This window comes from Nordella sp. HKS 07 (assembly GCF_011046735.1).
Taxonomy (GTDB): Bacteria; Pseudomonadota; Alphaproteobacteria; order Rhizobiales; family Aestuariivirgaceae; genus Taklimakanibacter.
This window is the reverse complement of sequence record NZ_CP049258.1, coordinates 4,919,416-4,937,668: the sequence shown is the minus strand read 5'-3', so window position 1 is coordinate 4,937,668 and position 18,253 is coordinate 4,919,416. Positions and strand designations below refer to the sequence as shown.

General features: G+C 63.3%; 17 protein-coding genes. 8 read left to right on the top strand and 9 right to left on the bottom strand.

Annotation, left to right across the window (positions count from 1 at the left end; genetic code table 11):
- Positions 1 to 112: 112 nt before the first annotated feature.
- The 4 genes from G5V57_RS23160 to G5V57_RS23145 form a co-directional block, all read right to left on the bottom strand.
- Entirely contained in the window at positions 113 to 2,851 is a 2,739-nt protein-coding gene (locus G5V57_RS23160; RefSeq protein ID WP_165169893.1) for a CARDB domain-containing protein, read from the bottom strand.
- A 58-nt stretch (positions 2,852 to 2,909) separates the two neighbouring features.
- Positions 2,910 to 3,566, bottom strand: a complete 657-nt coding sequence (locus G5V57_RS23155) for a hypothetical protein (protein WP_165169892.1) — start codon at positions 3,564 to 3,566, stop codon at positions 2,910 to 2,912.
- 178 nt (positions 3,567 to 3,744) lie between these two features.
- The gene (locus G5V57_RS23150; RefSeq protein ID WP_165169891.1) at positions 3,745 to 5,868 is read right to left on the bottom strand and encodes an adenylate/guanylate cyclase domain-containing protein; all 2,124 of its coding nucleotides are present in this window, start codon (positions 5,866 to 5,868) and stop codon (positions 3,745 to 3,747) included.
- Positions 5,865 to 7,022 (bottom strand): ABC transporter substrate-binding protein, encoded by a 1,158-nt coding sequence (locus G5V57_RS23145; RefSeq protein WP_165169890.1) that lies wholly within the window; start codon positions 7,020 to 7,022, stop codon positions 5,865 to 5,867. The genes G5V57_RS23150 and G5V57_RS23145 overlap by 4 nt, the downstream gene beginning before the upstream one ends.
- 230 nt (positions 7,023 to 7,252) lie before the next feature.
- On the opposite strand from G5V57_RS23145, the gene G5V57_RS23140 reads away from it, so the two are divergent.
- Positions 7,253 to 7,681, top strand: a complete 429-nt coding sequence (locus G5V57_RS23140) for a GFA family protein (RefSeq protein WP_165169889.1) — start codon at positions 7,253 to 7,255, stop codon at positions 7,679 to 7,681.
- Between the two features lie 504 nt (positions 7,682 to 8,185).
- Here G5V57_RS23140 and G5V57_RS23135 read toward each other — a convergent pair.
- The 3 genes from G5V57_RS23135 to G5V57_RS23125 form a co-directional block, all read right to left on the bottom strand.
- Positions 8,186 to 8,671 (bottom strand): GNAT family N-acetyltransferase, encoded by a 486-nt coding sequence (locus G5V57_RS23135; RefSeq protein ID WP_165169888.1) that lies wholly within the window; start codon positions 8,669 to 8,671, stop codon positions 8,186 to 8,188.
- Positions 8,672 to 8,716: 45 nt separating this feature from the next.
- Positions 8,717 to 9,514 (bottom strand): DUF1194 domain-containing protein, encoded by a 798-nt coding sequence (locus tag G5V57_RS23130; RefSeq protein WP_246737334.1) that lies wholly within the window; start codon positions 9,512 to 9,514, stop codon positions 8,717 to 8,719.
- Positions 9,515 to 9,594: 80 nt separating this feature from the next.
- Positions 9,595 to 10,530 carry a LysR family transcriptional regulator gene (locus tag G5V57_RS23125; RefSeq protein ID WP_165169887.1) on the bottom strand — a complete coding sequence of 312 codons (936 nt, stop codon included), beginning with the start codon at positions 10,528 to 10,530 and terminating at the stop codon, positions 9,595 to 9,597.
- A gap of 97 nt (positions 10,531 to 10,627) precedes the next feature.
- Here G5V57_RS23125 and G5V57_RS23120 point away from each other — a divergent pair, with 97 nt between their 5' ends.
- Positions 10,628 to 11,230 (top strand): DUF6506 family protein, encoded by a 603-nt coding sequence (locus G5V57_RS23120; protein ID WP_165169886.1) that lies wholly within the window; start codon positions 10,628 to 10,630, stop codon positions 11,228 to 11,230.
- 208 nt (positions 11,231 to 11,438) lie between these two features.
- Positions 11,439 to 12,356, top strand: a complete 918-nt coding sequence (locus G5V57_RS23115) for a DMT family transporter (protein WP_165169885.1) — start codon at positions 11,439 to 11,441, stop codon at positions 12,354 to 12,356.
- Between the two features lie 470 nt (positions 12,357 to 12,826).
- On the opposite strand, the gene mtnA is transcribed toward G5V57_RS23115, so the two are convergent.
- Complete coding sequence (gene mtnA / locus G5V57_RS23110; protein ID WP_165169884.1) at positions 12,827 to 13,939, bottom strand: S-methyl-5-thioribose-1-phosphate isomerase; 1,113 nt, start codon at positions 13,937 to 13,939, stop codon at positions 12,827 to 12,829.
- Between the two features lie 86 nt (positions 13,940 to 14,025).
- A complete protein-coding gene (locus tag G5V57_RS23105) occupies positions 14,026 to 14,331 on the bottom strand; it encodes an antibiotic biosynthesis monooxygenase (protein WP_165169883.1) in 306 nt (101 codons plus the stop codon).
- 148 nt (positions 14,332 to 14,479) lie between these two features.
- Here G5V57_RS23105 and G5V57_RS23100 point away from each other — a divergent pair, with 148 nt between their 5' ends.
- From G5V57_RS23100 to G5V57_RS23080, 5 genes are read left to right on the top strand one after another with little or no spacing between them, the layout of a single operon-like run.
- Positions 14,480 to 14,968 carry an Lrp/AsnC family transcriptional regulator gene (locus tag G5V57_RS23100; RefSeq protein WP_165169882.1) on the top strand — a complete coding sequence of 163 codons (489 nt, stop codon included), beginning with the start codon at positions 14,480 to 14,482 and terminating at the stop codon, positions 14,966 to 14,968.
- Between the two features lie 21 nt (positions 14,969 to 14,989).
- Complete coding sequence (locus G5V57_RS23095) at positions 14,990 to 15,841, top strand: transporter substrate-binding domain-containing protein (protein ID WP_165169881.1); 852 nt, start codon at positions 14,990 to 14,992, stop codon at positions 15,839 to 15,841.
- A 60-nt stretch (positions 15,842 to 15,901) separates the two neighbouring features.
- A complete protein-coding gene (locus G5V57_RS23090; RefSeq protein ID WP_165169880.1) occupies positions 15,902 to 16,561 on the top strand; it encodes an amino acid ABC transporter permease in 660 nt (219 codons plus the stop codon).
- Positions 16,558 to 17,256 carry an amino acid ABC transporter permease gene (locus tag G5V57_RS23085; protein WP_165169879.1) on the top strand — a complete coding sequence of 233 codons (699 nt, stop codon included), beginning with the start codon at positions 16,558 to 16,560 and terminating at the stop codon, positions 17,254 to 17,256. The genes G5V57_RS23090 and G5V57_RS23085 overlap by 4 nt, the downstream gene beginning before the upstream one ends.
- 12 nt (positions 17,257 to 17,268) lie before the next feature.
- Positions 17,269 to 18,216 (top strand): agmatinase, encoded by a 948-nt coding sequence (locus G5V57_RS23080; RefSeq protein WP_165169878.1) that lies wholly within the window; start codon positions 17,269 to 17,271, stop codon positions 18,214 to 18,216.
- Positions 18,217 to 18,253 lie beyond the last annotated feature (37 nt).

Here is an 18,253-nt window from a genome sequence, read left to right as displayed (position 1 = left end):
CGGTGGTGGCCGCCGGAGCCGCTCTATCTCTTTGTATTTGCGCATCGGCTTGCCCGAAAACCGCTGCGCATGGTCGGGTCAGGCCTGACCACAAGCTTTTCGGGCCGATGCGCTAGCCCTTCGTGGTCTTGGCGAGAGAATTGTTGTCCTCTCGGCACTCGTTGACCTTGTTCGAGCTGTCCACGTCCACCGCCACGGTGCAATCGCCGTCAAAACAATTGCCGTCCGGCGGCGTGACCACGCTGATAGACGTGGACTGACCCGGCGCCAGACCCGCAGCGACGAGTTGCGTGACCACAACCGACTGGTTGGGATCGAGCGTCGCCCGGCTCTCGAACGGACCCGAGGCCGCATTGCCGATATTGGCGATCGCGTAGTCCACCTTCGTCACGCAGCTGCCCCCGCCCGTCGGGCACGAAACCTGCGGCCGACTGATATCGCGCACCGTCAGGTCGGCGCACTGCTGCACCGGCGGCTGCTTGGCGCGCTCAATCACCCGTTCGCGGATCTGCTCGACATCGAGCGTGGTCGAGATCGAATCCGGCGGCTGGCAGCCCGGCGAACCGCCCCCGTCCTTTCCGCAGCCACGCTTGCAATGATCGTCCCCGCCGTGCTTGCAGCCGCAATGCCCGCCGTCTCCTCCGGGACGTCCGCCGCAGTCAGGCGCCTCGGCGACATCGCGGCTCGAATAGACCGCGGTCACGTCAAGGCTGCCGGAGCTCTCGATGACCACGAAGCCCTCGATATACAAGGCCGGCAGGCCGTTCGGGAACAACCGTCGCTGAATGTCGGCACAATCGACCTTGAGCGCCTGGTCCGGCTTGAGAAGATCCTTGCCGATCGTCAGCACATCGCCCGGGCGCTGCTCTTCCGGCGGATAAGTGAGCGACAGCGTCTTCACAAGGCGCACTTCCCGCTCTTGCGGATTGAGGATGTTGACGGTCGTGGCGTAGCTGCCCCGCACCACGCGGCCGTCATTTTCTTCCGGCTGCACGCCGCAGACGAGCTTCGCCGCATATTTGTAGTGCTGGGGCTCGATATGATCACACACGCCGTTGCGGTTCGTGTCCGCGCAGGTTCCGTTATCGATGTCGATCGCGTCGTCCACCCCGTTCTCGTTCAGGTCCGGATGCTTGCCGGCAACCTGGAAGAAGACACGGGTGCTGAGCGGGCCTGTCACGAAGCGCCCCTCCTTGGCGTCGAAAAAGATCGCATTAGGATCGGTCACCGTCGCCTTCACATAGACCCGCGCCGAGGGGAACAGGCCCAGCACGTGACCCTTGGGGCAATATTCAACGGTGGCGAACCCTCGGCCGTCCTGGATCGGCGGCGGCTTGAAGATCCCGCGCTTGCAGCCAGGGGCCGTCTCATATTTGTAGTCCACCGCGCGCTTATTGGAGAGATTGCCGAGGCTCAGATTCGCCCTGTCGGTAATCTCCACGGCCTTCTGGCCGGGGTCCCACGCCTTCCAGGGCTCGATCGGCAGCCCGTCCTGGCCGACGAGCTTCCCGCCGGGCACCATCTCGTCGATTGCCACGGTGCGCGGCAGATGCAGGATCTCGATGTCCGACATGATCAAGGGCGCGTCCGGATCGCCATTGACGAGCGACACATGGAAATCGCCGCTCTCGGGGTCGAAAGACCCATCGACGGTGTAGCCCACGACGCGCGGATGCAGACCGAGGACCGTGGTCCCCGAACGAAGCTCGGTCGCGCGCACGATATAGGCCGTCGTGAGGCCGACGCCGACATGGAACTCGACGCCTGCCCCGACCTCGCCGGCACTGCCGTTCGCCCAGCCCTTCGGATCGGTGAAATTGATGCGGTAGCGGTTGTAGTTCACGCCCTGGAGCATTTCCGAGCCGTCGGCCGAGATCGATACGTTGTTCCACGGGCTGAGCGAGCCGGTATACATCGAACCCTTCGTCGGCGCGCCGGCCGACGGAACGACGAGCACGGTGATGGTAAAGCCGTTCGCCGCGGTGCTGTTCGGGTTGATGAAGTCCCAGTTGCTGACCGTCTGCTCATAGAGGCCGATATTGGCGGCCAGCTTCTCGAAACTCGTATCGCTGAAATGCCGATTCTTCACCCGGTCGGCACCCGTGAGCCCGCCTTCAGTGCCCGATGCCATGATGTGGCTCTTGCGGTCATCCTCGCCCGCCTTTGAAATCGAATCGTTGTGGCCGAGACCGTAGTCGTGTCCCGCCTCGTGCGAGGTGGTGCCGGCGATCGCATTGGCCCAGCGATCCAGCGTCGAGTTGGCCCCGTTAAGTTCCCCGCCGGCACCGCCGAATTCGACGCCGAACGAATCGGCAAAGACACGGGCAAAGTCCTGCGCCACCGCGTCACCGGTATCGACGTCGCTCGCTATGCCAAAAAGGTCCGGAGATGAATCACTTCCGATCCCGACGACCTGCCACCGAGCGTCCCCGGGCTGCGGATTTGTGGTGCCGTTCGCACTTGTCGTCGGCACGATGCGGATATTGAACTCGCAGTAGTCCACCTTGACGCGTGACGTGACGGCATCGCGCAAGGCGGCGGTCGTTCCTATCCCCGAATCGAGGTCGGCGACATCGAAATCGGCAAGCGGTGAAGTCGTGACCCCCAGGTCGCCGACATCGTCCGGAAAGTTGCTGTCACTGGCCGTCGGGTAATACAGATAAAGGACACTGCCGGTGCCGGTACGGTTCGCCTGACAATCCACGTTGGCGGCGCGCGCGGCATGCGTGAACGCTCCGATCAGCGCGACGACTGCCGCAGCATATACCAAATGCCGGGCCGGAGGCCGGCGCACTCCACTCCATAAAGACTTGTTCGAGGTGTTGCTGCGATGCCCGAATAAGGAGTGCATAATATCCTCCATTCAGCTCATGGAAAGATGCTCTCGGTCGTGCGGCTAGTCGCGCGTGTTATTCACCCTTTGCTTGTCGGATCAGATACGCTCCAAGGGTTGTGTTGTCCCGGAGCACCTTGAGTTCCGATTCCGAACACAGGATCTCGGATTTGCCAGGCGGCCGCTCACCGCGGACCGGCGCGCGGCCAAAGCAATCGCGGTGCGCCTTCACCGCCGCGACGAAGTCTGGAAGCCCAAACTTGTAGGCTGTGAATTCCGCCCCGTCGACATCGTATGGCTTGGCTTCGAAACCCTCCAGCGCGCCGCTGGTGTAGTAGACATGCTCGCCCTCGACAGGCAGCACGCCTTCATTCTCGAAGCCGAGCACCCGCCAAGGCGGGCTTCCGGCCGGCGCGTTCGCCTTGGCCTTCTCGGCGAATACCAGCACGTTCTCGCCCTTGCGGTAGAGCTGCGGCCCCTCGTCGCCCGACCAATCCTTATTGCGCTTGATCGCGACGCTGCCGCTGCTTTCCGGCGCCACGATGGGGTCGGACAGCCGGAGCATGAAACGATCCTTCGAAACCGACTCGATGGTGCCGACGGCCACGAAGTCAGCGGCGCGGATCATCCGGTCGAGGGAGATTGGCTTGGTGTCCAGCGCAAATGCAGCGGCCACGGTGAGGAAAACACCCATCGCTACAGAAACATAAACAAACGGTCGGGCTAAGGGCACTCTAACGTCTCCTTAGCGGAACACTATGCGCTGCCTGTTTGAGCTTTTTATTGTACCTCAGTTTGCGCGCAATGTCTCTTCACGAATATCGGTCGGTCTCTCCGTGTGCCGCATTGAAACAAGATGGGAGCCACAGGAGCGTGGCGAGAGGCGCGGTCCAAAAGTACTGATGTCCTGCTCAATCGGCCGGCAGGCGGCGCGCCAGATCCTCTTCCATGCGGCGCATTTCCTCGATCGCTTCCTGAATGTGGCGTTTATGCGCGACAGAGACCGTGACATGGCGGCCGGCGAGCTGCACCGCATCCGCGGTGTCGGGCGCAACAAGGCCATTCAGGCGATAGCAGCCGACGGGGCGGGCAAAGCCCTTCGGCGTGATCTCGCCCATCGGCGTGGCGTCCGCGACATCCTGGATGAGGAGCCAGGTGGAATCGGCCATCAGGATGGTGCCGGGCTCGGCCCGCGTCTCGAGCCTGGCGGCGAGATTCACCGTGCCGCCGAGCACCGTGTAGTCGAGACGATGCTCGGAGCCGAAATTGCCCACCGTGCAATAACCTGTGGTGATGCCCATGCGGGTGCGCAAAGGCTTCGAGATGCCGTTCTCGTGCCAGGTCTTGTCGAGCTCTATCACCCGCTCGCGCATGCGCAGCGCCATGCGGGCGCAGCGCAAGGCGTCATTGCGGTCCCCTTCCGTTTCCGGATCGCCGAAGAACACCAGCATCGCATCGCCGATGAACTTGTCGATGGTGCCGCCATGCTCGATGGCGATGTTCGACATCTCGCTCAAGTAAGTATTGATGAAGAAGGACAAGCGCTCGGGCTCCATGCCGTCGCTGATGTCGGTGAAGCCCGCAATGTCGGAGAAGAAGATGGTCAGGTTCTTGCGCGCCAGCGTGCCCGTCGCGGCACCCTTGGCCGAGAAGATCGAACTGTAGATCTGCGGCGACAGATATTTGGCCAGGCGGTTGGCGACATTCTCCAATTCGCTGGTGCGCTCGGCCACCAGGCGGTCGAGCGTGTCGGTGCGGGTCTGGACCTCGCCCGCCATGCGCGTGAAGGTGCGGGCGAGATCTCCCAGTTCGTCGGTGCGCGTGCGCACATGGCTGAGGCTTTCGGGATCGAAGCGCCGCTCCTCGAAGGACGCGGCGGCATCGGTGATGCGCACCACCGGTGCGGTGACCTGGCGCGCCACATACCACCAGCCGATCAGAAGCGCGCCCATGATGCTGATGGCGTTGAGCACGAAGAGCAGCTTGCTGCCGACATCGATCGCGCGGTTGGAGGCGGCGACGGCTTCATCGGTCCTCGCCCTGACGCCGGCCACGAGCCGGTCGACATCACCGGTCAGCCGCGCCGCGATGGTCCGCGCCTCGCCGGCCAGCGCTTCGGCAGCCTGGGTTTCGACAAGCAAAGCGTGGCGCGGCACAAATATGCCGCTTGCCCCCTCGCCCAGATTGATCAGGCCGTCGGCGATGACGCGCAGCACCTCCGCCTCGTTGCCTCTCACGACCGCAAGCGCGGTCCGGAAGCGATCCGCCGCCGCCTCATAGCGCTCGCGCAGCGGCGGCAACAGCGTGACATCGGGGATATTGGCCGCTTCGGCGAGAAAGCCGCCGATCAGATTGCCCTCGATGCCGAGTTGAGCAATCGCTGTGTAATCGAGCAGCGCCTCCTGCGAAAGTCGCTCCCCCGCCAAGACCGGTGCCGGATCCTCGAGAGTTCGATATCCGGTGACCAGGTACATGGTCGCATCGTCGAGAAGCGGCGTCAGCCGCCCGATCAGGCGGCGATGCAGTTCCACCGCCCGGTCGCGGCGCTCGGCAAGCTCGGCCTTGAGCAGAAGCTGGCGTCCGACCGATCCATCGAGCCGGTCGAGGGCGGTCGCGAGTTCGCCGGTCGCTTGCCTGATCCCGGTAATATGCTGCTTGGGGTTGCCGGGATCGGTGGCATTGGCGCTCTGCCGTTCGAGATCGTCGATCAGCGCGCCGATCATGCGCTGATGGTCTCTGACCGCCTGCATCAGCGCTTCGCGTTCCGCCTCGCTGGCGGCCGAGACCAGGGCCGGCGCGGTCGCCGCAATCAGCGCGCTCCGCTGCGCGAGCCGCAGGGAGTCGGTCATCGAGGGAATGTGCTCACGCGTGATGCGGCGCTGCAGCTGGCCGAGCTCGACGAAGGAGATCCAGGCGACGACGCTCGCCGCCAGGATCAGCGCCACCGCGCCGGCGATCGCCACATAAAGCTTGATGGAGAGGCCAAGACGCGGCCGCCGGCGTCGGATCTGAGGTGCGGCGGCGGCGATGTTCATGGTGCAAGCCGCTCGGCCGAAAAGATGTCGCCCTTGCGGACTACCGTCAGGAAGACCTGGTCGGAGCCCCGGTTGTCGCCCGGCCCGTAGCGCAGCGTGAAGCCGCCAATGTCGAACTTGCCCGTGGTGGTGAGCGCCGACAGGAAGCTCGCGCGCGTCGGCGCCTCCCCCGCCCGGGCCAGCACCTCCGCGGTGAGCCGGCCGGCGATATAACCTTCGAGTGAGACGAAGGACGGCCGCGCCGCCGCCTCGTGGGCGACAAGAGCCTTGCGGTATTCAGCGAGCAGCGGCAGCGACCCGCCGTCGGGAAAGGGCACGACCTGGGTGATGTAGACGCCGTCTCCCGCCGGCCCAAGCGCCGCCGCGAGCGCATCGCTGCCGACGAAGGAGATATTGAAGATGGGGGCCTCGACGCCAAGCTTGCGCGCCCAGCGGGTGAAGACGGCGCTCGGCATATAGGCGCCGATGATGACGATCGCGTCAGGATTGCCTCGGCCGAGCCCCAGAAGGGCGGTCTTCACGGCGGTGGTGTTGCGCATATAGGTGCCGGTGCCGGCGAGCTCGAGTCCACGCCGGTCGAGCGCCCGGCGGACGCCGGCGAGGCCGTTGCGGCCATAGGAATCGTCCTGATAGAGGACGCCGATGCGCGAGATGCCGAGATCGCTGGTCAGGCGCTCGACCATCGCTTCGGTCTCCTCATAATAGGAGGCGCGCACATTCACGACATGGCCGAGGGCCGGATCGCGCAGGAACTCGGCACCGGAGAAAGGGGCGATGAAGGGCACGCCGGCGGCGCGCGCGAGGGGCTCACTGGCAGCCGATGTCGTCGTGCCGACCCCGCCGATCAGGGCGAATACGCCGTCGTCCTCGATGAGCCGGCGTGTATTGGCGATCGCCAGCTCCGGCTCGTAACGGTCGTCATAAGAGCGCAACTCCAGGCGGCGCCCGCCGACACCCCCTGCCCGGTTCACTTCCTCGAAGGCGGCCAGGATGCCGCGGCGCATCTCATTGCCGAGATCGGCGGTAGGCCCGCCCAAAGCCGCCGACTGGCCGAACAGGATACGGTCCGTCGCAACGCCGGGCGTTTGCGCGCCCGCCGCCGTCGCGGCCAGCCACAGCACCGCCGCCAGAGCGCCTGTCCGGCACTTGTTCATCGCACCGATTGTTAGAATGGCCTCATCCTCCCGACGGGAAGCGATCCCGCAACCTACAATGCCGCACGATTCGGGAGAATGGCCAAAGGCGCGGCACCGGTCGACAAAGTAAATGCTCGCCCCGGCATGCCGTGAGATTGCAACAACGGCCTATCACACGCTAAGATCTGCTTTCGGTGTTCTACTGGTCCCCCAACGATTTCCACGTCTGAAACGAAGAGGACAAAGACATGGGCGACACGCACAAGGGAACCTGCTTCTGCGGCGCGGTGGAGATCGAGGTGAGAGGCGCGCCTCTGGAAATGGGCTATTGCCATTGCGCCTCGTGCCGATCCTATTCGGGAGCGCCGGTAACCTCCTTCACCTTGTGGAAGATGGAGAATGTGACGGTCACGAAAGGGGCGGACCTCATCGGCCGTTTCAACAAGACCGGCATGAGCGACCGGCAATTCTGCAGGAGATGCGGCGGCCACATCATGGCCGACCATCCGGAATTCAACCTTACCGATGTTCATGCCGCCGTGCTGCCGACGCTCGCCTTCGCGCCAACCGTCCATCTGAACTACGCCGAAACCGTGCAGCCCATGAAAGACGGGCTTCCCAAGCTGACGGACTTCCCCACTGAAGCGGGTGGATCGGGAAAGCTGATGCCGGAGTGATCACACACCGTGATAGCGACTCTTTCCGACAGCTTGATCAAGCGCTGCTCCCATCGCAGCGGGCAAATCGGGACCATAAAAGCGAACATGGCGGGTGGGGTGATCCATCCGCCATGTCGCGAAACTCAGATGGTTTTCGAGAGCGTTATTTTTGTTGACCGGGTTTGGACCTCCGGTGGCGCAGTTGCAGAGCCAGGCGCGCGTTATGCTCGCGCTTGGATTCCGCTTTCACAGCACCCAGAAGAACTTCCTCATAGTCGTATTCGAACCACTCCTCGAAGACTGGCATGACACACACTCACTTGACCTAACGATACCGCCGCAACACAGAAACGGTAGCATCTGGGCGGCCCAAATCCAGCCCCGAAAAACGCGACAAAAAGGGCCGAAAAACGTGCGAATTTCGTGCAAATCGATAGGAAAATGCGCCCTGTTTCCGGCATGAAAACCGGCCTTGACATGGCAAACGCACAAGGCGCTGTGGGTGCCCGGGAACGCAGGCAATCAGCTAGGAATATTCTTACTCAGATAGCGGACGGTCTTGCCGGAGCCCTGCAACAGCTGGCGCCCAACGTCAATAAAACCCAAGGCTGCATGGAAGGCATCGGACACCGGGTTCGGAGGGTCCAGATTGACCTCGCAGACCACCCTGCCATGCCCCCGGACGGCCGCCTTTTCGAAGAGGTCCTGGTAGAGCGCACGGGCATAACCCTTGCCGCGCGCCTGAGGCCCCGTGACGATGCGGTCGACATATACGAAAGTCGGGTAGTGCGCGCGGAACCACTCGAAATTGGGGCTGTCATAGCGGGCTTTCTCATCGAAGACGATGAGGAAGGCATCGACATCGCCGATACGGGTGGCGAGGAACGCTTCGTCCAGCATGCGGGCGAGCTTTCCATCGTCGAGCAATGACGTCTCGACGGCATGCGCATTGTTGAGAGCGAGAACGCGGGCGCGTTCCGTGCTGCCTATCGGCTGAATGAAACTCATGCGGCGCGCTCGCACATATTGTTCAATACCGTCCCCTGTTCCGTCCTATTCGCGCATCCACTGCTCGCGCAGCCGCTCGCCGATCATGCAATCGATGCGCGTCTCCGGCTCCGTCTCGCTGGCCTTCTGCAGCAGCACGGGGCGGGTCGCGATCTCCAGCACCAACTTGCGGCGGATGGCCGAAGCAAGGTTCTTGATATCGGTCACCGTCACCAGGAAGGCGCCCGGACCGCCGATGACGCAGTCCTCGTAGTAGATATCGAGATTCTCGATCGAGGCAAAGCCGCCCGCCCGCTTGATCATGATCGGCAGGCCATTGATGGTCACTCCCGCAGCCACCAGCGGATCGCGCGCCGTCTGGACCGGCACGCCCATATTGTTCGGGCCGTCGCCCGACACGTCGATGACGCGGCGGCTGCCGGCGATGCCATTGCCTTCGAAGGTCGGACCGACAAAGAGAAGGCCATTGGCGATCGAGGTGCCACGCTCACGCGATATGGGTGCGGCAGCCAGACGGTCGGCGAAGGCGTGAGCGGCCGCTTCGCCGTCGATCAACATCCAGGGCACGATGGTCTGCTGGAAGGACGGCCCCGCCCATTCGACATAGCTGACCGCGATGCGGCCATACGGCCCGGACGACAAGGCGTCAATCACCTCCTGGTGGCGAAACGCCTGGATATAGCCGTTGCGCTGCAAGGCCTGCTCATCCGCATCCATCGAGCGCGACACATCGACGGCAAGCACCAGTTCGAGATCGACCTGCGTGTCGGCGGCAAGGCCCACACGCAGCGAAAACGCCAGGGCAAGCACCGTCATCAGAAGCCGCAAGAGCATGCCGCCCATCAGAGCCTCCATATCCGCCGTCCCGGCCCTGAGAGTAGGCTGCGCCGTGAAAGCGTCAATGGTTTGTCACCCTGACGGCATCACATTGCAGTCAGCGCCTTGCCGCGCGCACGCCGCAACAAGGCCTCGCGCAGGCAACGCGCCGCCGGTCCCAAGGCATCGTCGCTGCGGCGCGCGAGGCAGGCGCGAATGATCATCTCGCCATCGGGACCGAAAGCCGCCGTCCTCACCGGCACCAGGCGCTTTTCAGCCAGATCGCGCTCGATCCACCAGCCGGGCAGGCGACCCCAGCCCAATCCTTCGCGAATGAGCGCATATTTCGTCTGCATGTCGCTCACCCGCCAGGTGCCGGCGGAGAACACGCCGAAATCCTTGCCGCGCGTGAGGGATGAGCGATCCTCGACCACGATCTGCAGGTGATCGGCCAGGTCCTGCGCGCTGAGCGGCGGAGCTTCGCCCGGGTGCCTTGCCAGCGGATGCGATGGCGCGGCAACGGCGATGAAACTGGCCGGCGGGGAGATGGGCAGCTGCTCCATCTCGATTTCAGCATCGGGGAAATCGACGGTCGTCAGCGCCAGCACGCAGCGCTTGTCACGCAAGGCGGCGATCGGCTCGGCCAGCGGTGCTTCCCACAGCCGCACCGCGACCGAGGGGAAGTCCTCATGCATGTCCTTCAGCGCGGCGGCGGCAAGCGGATAGGGAAAAAGCGGATCAAGCGCGATCGGGAGCTCCAGCTCGATCCCGGCGCCCAGGCCGCGCGCGCGGGCTTTCAGAGAGTCCATGCGCTGCACGGCGGCGCGCGCATCGGCGAGCAACGCCCTGCCCTCGGGCGTCAGCTCCGGGCGATGCGCGGACCGGTCGAACAAGGTAAGGCGCAGCTCAGCTTCGAGATTGGCGATCGCATGGCTCACCGCCGACTGGACGCGACCGAGCCGGGCCGCCGCCGCGCGGAAGCTGCCGGCCTTCGCCACGGCGATGAAGATACGAAGCTGGTCGAGGGTCAGGCCATCCAACATGATCGATCTCTTAGATCAAGATGAGCAGAAATTTATCAATTACGTCGATCGCTTAAGAATGTCATCTCTCTGTCGTACCCCACTGGAGATGAGCGACATGACGAAGTTTGCCGTGATCTATGAATCGCCGCGCGTCGGACCCGAAGGCGAAAGCATCGACATCGAGAAAGGAGCGAACAAGGTCACCATCGTGACGGTCGCCGAGCCGAGCCATGCGCTTGCCTGGGCGAAGACGCTCGTCACTGGGGGCGCCCGGCGCATCGAGCTGTGCGGCAGCATGTCCCCCATCTGGCGCGACAAGGTGAGCCGCGCAGTCGATGGCGCGGTGCCGGTGAGCTCGGTCACCTTCGGCTTCGAGTCCATCCGTCTGGCCGCCGCCTTCAGCGCCAATTTCGAGGCGGGCAAGGACATGAAGGATGCCTTCATCATCAGGCTGCCGGGCGCCGATGCCCAGCGCGACCGCACAGTGCAGAAGCGGCCGCCGCAGATATCGACTCTGATTGCCGTGCCCGATGCGGCAGGCGCGGTCGCGGCAGCGCGCGAAATGGTGGCGGCGGGCGTCGAGCTCATCGAGCTCTATGGTTTCGACACGCAAGACGCCGCATCCGTCATCGCCGCGGTGGAAGGGCGCGTAGCCGTGGGCGTCGGGAGTTTCGGTCTGGAAGTGGCTCGCGGCCGGAATTCTAAGTTTAGCGCGTGATCGGACGGAAAACCGGTATCCACTTTTCCTGATCACGCGCTAGATCACGATGAGTTTGGATCGAATCGATCCAAACTCATAAACGTGATCGATTCTTATATATTAGCGCGGGATTCTTGCGAAAAACCGGTATCCACTTTTTCGCATCCCGCGCTAGAGTGCCGCCGGGGGCGCCCTCACCTTCCGCGCCCGCGGGGGCTTCAACAGCATGAGCAGCGATCACACGGCGCAGAAAACGCGCTTCGGCATTATTATTGCGGCGGCGGCGGGCCTGATGCTCGCCGTCAACGACGTGTCGGTGCCCTTCGCCTACAAGAGCGGCTTCAGCCCGCCGACCGTCGTGCTGGCGCGCTTCGGCTTCTTGTTCCTGACCGTCGTGCTTCTGATGGTGGTGCTCAGGCTCAAGCCGCGCCTAGCGCCAGGCCACACCGGGCATGCGCTGGGCTCCGGTGCGATAACCGCGGTCGCGACATTGGGACTGCTCGGCTCCTTCGCCTTCATCCCGGTCAGCCTCGGCGTCGTCATCCTCTATACCTTCCCGATGCTCACCACCTTGTTTGAGTGCCTGCATGCCCGCCGCTTCCCCGGCGCCGTCGAACTCCTGTGCCTGATCACCGCCTTTGCCGGTGTGGGCATCGCGGTCGGCCTCAATGACGTGGCGCTCGACCCCACGGGCATCTTCCTCGCGGGCCTTGCGGCGTTCTGCTATGCCGTATCGATCTTCTGGAACGGCATTGCGCTGCGCGCCGCCGACAGCACGGTGGTGAGCTTCCATATGGCGATCTCCGGCATCGTCACGGTGGCGCTCTTCGTGCTGGCGACAGGCAGCTTCGTCCTCACACCCGAGCCCGGCCTCGCGCCGTGGCTGCCGCTCGTCGTCACCTGCTTCTTCTTCTCGGTCTCCTTCGTGCTGATGTTCCGGGCGGTGAGCCTGGCCGGCGCGGCGCCGACGGCCATGGTGCTCAATCTCGAGCCGGTCTTCGTCATCGTGCTGGCCGCCGCGTTTCTGAGCGAAGGGCTCACGCTGGCGCGTGTCGTGGGCGGCACCCTCGTCATCGGCGCGGTCATCGTGTCGGAGATCATACGCGCCCGCAAGGAAGCCGTCGTGATCGAGCCCATCGGATGAGTATCTCCCAAACCGTCATCCCTGCGAAAAGCCGGAATTCACAAAAGCCAATCCACGCGAGCAGCGCTGCCCGCCTTGTACGAATTTAGTGGGTCCCGGCTTTCGCCGCTATCATCTGACACACATCTCCTGAGGGATGCGCCCTTACCCTCGCCCCGCTTTAGCGGGGAGAGGGAGGGGCCCATTGCGCAGCAATGGGAGGGTGAGGGGCTTTTGCGAGATTGAGTTCGACCTCAGACAACTGAACGCTCTCGCAACAAGCATGCCCTCACTGCGTCGGTGGCCGTGCCCCTTACCCTTCCCGCCGCTGCGCGTCGGGCCCCTTCCCTCTCCCCGCTGCGCTTCGCTTGCAGGGCGAGGGTAAAGCGGCAGACCGGCCATCAGATGTGTGAATCCGATAGCGGCTTTCGCCGGGATGACCGAAAAGCTTGGTACCGCCGTGGTCTAGCCGTTCGCTCTAGGGTGCTTCACTAGGGAATCGATTGCTCTCCGACTCGTTCCGGGAACGCCTTGGCGATGGCGGCCTTGTCGGCTTTCACCACGCCGCGCTCGGTGATGAGGCCGGACACATATTTCGCCGGCGTCACGTCGAAGGCGTAGTTGGCGACGGGCGATCCCGGCGCCACGATGTCCACCGTCTCGATGCGCCCGTCTCTGGTGACGCCGGTGAGCTTCGTCACCTCGTCGCCCGAGCGCTGCTCGATCGGGATCTGCTTTAGCCCGTCATCGATGGTGAAGTCGATGGTCGGCGACGGCAGCGCCACATAGAAGGGCACATTGTTGTCGTGGGCGGCGAGCGCTTTCAGATAGGTGCCGATCTTGTTGCAGACATCGCCCGAGGCGGTGGTGCGGTCGGTGCCGACGATGCAGAGATCGACCAGGCCGTGCTGCATGAGATGGCCGCCGGTATTGTCGGGTATCACCGTATGCTTCACGCCGTGATGGCCGAGCTCCCAGGCGGTCAATGAGGCACCCTGGTTGCGCGGGCGCGTCTCGTCCACCCAGACATGGATCGGGATGCCGCCGTCATGCGCCATGTAGATGGGTGCTGTGGCGGTGCCCCAGTCGACGGTGGCGAGCCAGCCGGCATTGCAATGGGTGAGCACATTGACCGGTTCGCCAGGCTTCTTCTTCGCCGCGATCTTCTTGATGAGCTGGAGACCATGGCGGCCGATCGCCTGGTTGATCGCGACATCCTCCTCGCAGATCTCGGCGGCGCGGGCGTAAGCGCGTTTCGCCCGCTCGGCCGGCGGGAAGTTGCGCAGCGCGGCCATCATCTCATCGAGCGCCCATTTGAGATTGATGGCGGTGGGGCGCGTTTCATGGAGGCGCGCATAGGCCTCGGTCAGCGCCTCGTCGGAAGGATCGATGCGCGCCTGCAGCGCCATGCCATAGGCGGCGGTGGCGCCGATCAAGGGTGCGCCACGCACCAGCATGTCCTTGATGGCATGAGCGGCATCAGCCATCGAGCGCAAGGTCACGGTCTCGAAACGGTGCGGGAACTTCGTCTGGTCGATGATCTCGACCGACCAGCCGTCCGCATTGAGCCAGATGGTCCGATAGGGCTTTCCGTCAACTTTCATAGTCTTCTTTCCGATTCAGTTGACCAACGGTGCCGTGAGAGCTGCCTGGCTGTCAATCAACCCCTTGCGTCATCAAGAGACGCGCGTCAGCGGACTTCGGCGATCGCGGCGATCCGGGTCTCACTTGTCGTCAGTCCGTCGAAGCTCCTGTCCATCGCTTCATACTCGGCCGCGAAGTCGCGCCGAAAAGTCTCGAACGCTTCCTTTGAGTCCCATCGATCGATAGTGAAATACCGGCTGTCGCGGTCGGCGCTCCGGAACAGCTCGACCACGAGAAAACCCTTCGCCTTGCCAAACAGCCTGGCCCAGGGTCCGGAAGGCCCGTAGGCGGCCTCGAAGTCGGCGCGATTGGTTTCCGCAACCTCATACGCCCAGATGATGCGATAGCTCATGCCGCCTGCTCCCTGCCGCTACGCTATTCGAGGATATCATTGCCCGCGGACGTCCACAGCTCCCTAAAGGAAGCACTAGACATCTTCGGTTTCCGCTGATAAATCGTCATAAAATTATCGTAATCGTCCACTTCTGTCGAAAATTTTGATGCTTTCCGTCACATTAGAGGATTTCGACGACACCGAGCGCGCCATCGCCGATCGCCTGCGCGTCGACGGCCGGATGTCCACGGTGCAGCTCGCGAACGAGATCGGCGTGGCCGAGGCGACGGTGCGGCGGAAGCTTCAGAATCTTCTGAGCGATGAGTCGATCCATGTGCAGCTCGTGAGCGATCCGATGCGCGGCTCGGGGATCACGGCGATCGTCGGCTTCACCATCGAAAGACTGCAGGTTGACGAGGTGGCGCAGCGCCTGGCGACCTATAACTTTGTCGAAAGCGTCTATGTGATGACCGGTCCCTATCATCTCATTGCGGAGATCAGGGTCCCTTCGACGGATCATCTGTTCAAGTTCCTGATGGACGAGCTCAGGCCCGTCGAAGGAATCAAGAACACCGAAAGCTACTTCATCGGCCGCGTCTACAAGCATCACGGGCGGTTGACCGCCGTCGCGCGCGCCGAAGCCAAGTCTCAATAAGAGAAAACAGGGAGTACAAGCATGTCCACTTTCAACATCACCCGTCGCGGTTTCGCGATCGGCGGCGCCGCGGCATTGCTCGCCGCCAATATCGGCGGCGCCAAGGCGGCGGGTCTTCTCGAAGAGATCAAGAAGCGTGGCAAGGTGGTGGTCGCCACCGAAGCGGCCTTCGAGCCCTTCGAATTCGTCCTCGACGGCAAAATCGTCGGCTACAACATGGACATTCTCGCTTATGTCGTCGAAGGCCTCGGTGTGCCGATGGAGCAGCTCAACCTGCCCTATCAAGGCATCCTTCCGGGTCTTCTCGCCAAGAAGTTCGATTTCGTCGCCACCTCCAACGGCATCAACGAGGAGCGCATCAAGAAATACGCCTATACGCGCCCGACCGGCTCCTATCAGACGGTTATCGTGGTGCGCCATGACGACGACCGGGTGAAGACCCTCGACGACCTCAACGGCCTCGTGGTAGCGAGCCAGCTCGCCTCCTCGGTGCAGCCGATCCTCGAAGCGCATAATGCCGAGCTCAAGGCCAAGGGTGGCGCCGGCTATGCCGAGATCAAACTCTTCACCGCCTTCCCCGAGGTTCATATGGCGCTCGCCTCGGGCCAGGTCGATGCGATCGCCATCGCCTCGCCGTCGGCCGCCGTGCTCATGAAGAACGTGCCCGACACCTACAAGGTCGCGACCCAGATCGGCCAATCCGACTATCTGTGCTGGCTGACGCGCCCCGAGGATATCGATCTGCGCGACTTCATCAATGCCAAGATTGACGAGCTCAATGACAGCGGCAAGCTCAAGGAACTGCAGATGAAGTGGTTCGGCTTCGAGATGAAGACGCCGAAGGATGGCTATCTGCCGGCCGGCGCTTTCTAAACAACTTCAACTGTCCTTCAGAGTCCGGGCCGCGAGGTCCGGACTCATCCTGCCCTGACCATGCTCAATTTCAGCAAAACCCTGGCGCAATTCGACCAGTTCCTGTGGGGAGCCGGCGTGACGCTGTTCGTGTCGCTGTTGGGCGCGCTGTTCGGCCTGGCGGTGGGGCTTGCCCTGTTCTTCATGCGCGACGCCAAATGGCGGCCGCTGCGCTTCCTGGCGCATCTCTATATCAGCTTCGTGCGCGGCACGCCGCTGCTCGTCCAGATATTCCTCGTCTATTACGCGCTGCCGGGCCTCACCGGCATCGACCTCGCCCCCTTCACCGCGGGCGTCCTGGCCCTCAGCCTCAACAGTGGCGCCTTCGCCTCGGAAATCTTCCGTGCCGGCCTGTCGCAGATCCCGCATGGCCAATATGAGGCGGCCGATGCGCTGGGCCTGCCACGCTTCGTCACCTGGCCCAAGATCATCCTACCGCAGGTCTTCCGTATCGTCCTGCCGCCGCTCGTCAACGAATTCACGCTCCTGGTGAAGGCCTCGACGCTGCTTTCGGTGATCACCGTCGTCGACCTGACGCGCACGGCGCAGAACATCATGAACGTCACCTACCGGCCGGTCGAAGCCTTCCTGATGGCGGCCGCGTTCTATTTCGTCATTCTCTTCGCGCTGAGCTCGCTGACCCGTGTTCTCGAGAAGCGCATGCAGGTGCAGCGGCGATGAGCTTCGACATCAATGTCATCTTCGATAACTGGCAGTATTTCGCGATCGGACTCGGCAAGACCATCCTGATCTGCTTCATCTCGCTGCCGATCGGCTTTGCACTGGGGGCACTTCTGGCGCTCATCCGGCTCAGAGGCGGGCGCGTCCTCAACGGCGTGGCGCTGGCCTATATCGAGCTCATCCGCAATATCCCCTTCCTGGTGCAGGTCTTCCTGCTCTTCTTCGCGCTGCCCTTCGCCGGCATCAGGCTGTCACCGATGACCGCCGGCGTCATCGCTCTCTCCTCTTACGCGGCCGCCTATTTCTCCGAGATCGTGCGCGGCGGCATCGTCTCGATCCCGCCCGGTCAGGCGGAGGCCGCGCGGGCCCTTGGCCTCACCTATGCGCAGACTTTCTGGAAAGTGCTGTTCCCGCAGATCGTCGGCTATGTGATGCCGGCCAGCACCAATCTCACCATCACGCTGATCAAGGAATCGGCGGCACTGTCGATCATCACGGTCGGCGAGCTCACCTACATGGCGCAGGATGTGATCGGGCGCACCTATGCGCCGGCCGAGGTCTTCGCCATCCTCGCCCTTCTGTATTGGGGCCTCACCGCCGCGCTCGCCGCGCTCGCCGGCCAGCTCGAGAAATATCTGCAGCCCTATCGCGGGCTCACGAGGACACCCGACCCGCAACTCGCCCGTCAACAATAACAGGAGAAAACCATGTCACGACCGACCGTTCCGCCGCGGGGCGTCTACACGACCTTCATGAACTTCCCGTATGCCGCGGATCTCGACAAGCTCGACGCGCATTTCGCCATCATCGGCATGCCCTATGGCGATCCCTATGCGATGGACGAGACGATCAACGACCAGACCAATGCGCCGACCGCGGTGCGCCGTGCCTCGTCCCGCATCAGCCTCGGTCTCGAGCGCTGGGACTTCGACATCGGCGGGCCCGTCTTCGACGGCAAGGACATCAAGGTGGTGGATGTGGGTGACGTGCCGGGCGACCCGCGCGATCTCGGCAAGCACTACAAGCTCGCCGAGGAAGCCATCCGCAAGATCCTGAAGGCGGGCGCCATGCCGATCTCGATCGGCGGCGACCACGGCATTCCGATCCCGATTTTCCGGGCGCTTGACGGCGAAGGCCCGATCACCCTCGTCCATCTCGACGCCCATCTTGACTGGCGCGACGAGGTGAATGGCGCGCGTGAAGGTTATTCCAGCACGATCCGGCGCGCTTCCGAGATGAAGCATGTCGACAAGATCTTCCAGATCGGCATCCGCGGCCAGGGCAGTGCCCGCACGGAGGAAGTCGAGGCGGCGCGCAAATATGGCGCCAATATCATCACCGTCTACGAGCTGCACAAGCGCGGCATGGACGCCATTCTCGCGCAGATTCCGGATGGCGGACGTTATTATCTCTCGATCGACGCCGACGGGCTCGATCCCTCGGTCATGCCGGCGGTGAACGGCCCGCAGCCGGGCGGCGTCACCTATGCCGAGACGATCGACCTCATCAAGGGTCTGACCCGCAAGGGCCGCCTGGTCGGCATGGACCTGGTCGAGATCACGCCCTCGCGCGACGTGAACGAGATCACCTCGATCACTGCCGGACACATCATTCTCAATGTGATCGGCGCGGCGGTGCGAGCTTATATCAAGTAAGCTCAACACCTGGATGGCCGCCTCAAGGGCGGCCATG